The sequence below is a fragment of the Thiocystis violacea genome (genome assembly GCF_016583565.1).
In the GTDB taxonomy this organism is placed as follows: Bacteria; Pseudomonadota; Gammaproteobacteria; order Chromatiales; family Chromatiaceae; genus Thiorhodococcus; species Thiorhodococcus violaceus_A.
The window spans coordinates 1-572 of sequence record NZ_NRRF01000269.1; the positions used below are offsets into that span (position 1 = coordinate 1).

Here is a 572-nt window from a genome sequence, read left to right on the forward strand (position 1 = left end):
TGGAACTGGGACGAGGATCGCTGCACCATCCGCACCGGCCACGGACCCGAAAACATCACCCGCCTGCGCCGCTTCGCCATCGGGCTGATCAAGACGAAATCGAAGGATTCCGTGGCGGCAACCATCGGCAAGCTCGCTCGCAGGGTCCGTCGTGTCTTCGACTATCTGGGCATGACGGCAAACTCCGCACCCCGCGTCGCCCAATCAGCGCCCGCCGGTTACCGTGAAACAGCGCACTTGTTGTAGGAGGCTCAACAGGACGCAATATGTTGCCTCTCCTGGCGTCCGTCCAAGCTACCGCCCCGTTTCATGGTCCGGGGTGGCGCTCCGCCATGTGCGTTAGAACGGATTCGCCGTGTAGCATTAGCCTTCGCGCCGAGTCGGCTGAGAGTCTTCTGCAGACTCTCCGACTCCTCGGACGACACTGATGCCTTAAATACCTGTAACTACTCAGGTCCCGCGAAGTCGCCTCGCCTGTTGTGCTTGAACACCCGGCGCGGAAGCGGATAATCGCGACCATGCAACCCCTGCCCGACCTGGCGCTCCTGAGCGCTGCCGAGAAAGACGCCCTG

Annotated in this window: 1 protein-coding gene; it reads left to right on the forward strand. The window is 62.1% G+C overall.

Annotation, left to right across the window (positions count from 1 at the left end; translation table 11 throughout):
- Positions 1-246, forward strand: a 246-nt coding sequence (locus CKO23_RS25155; protein WP_200335272.1) for a hypothetical protein, incomplete at its 5' end; no start/stop codon positions are given.
- Positions 247-572 lie beyond the last annotated feature (326 nt).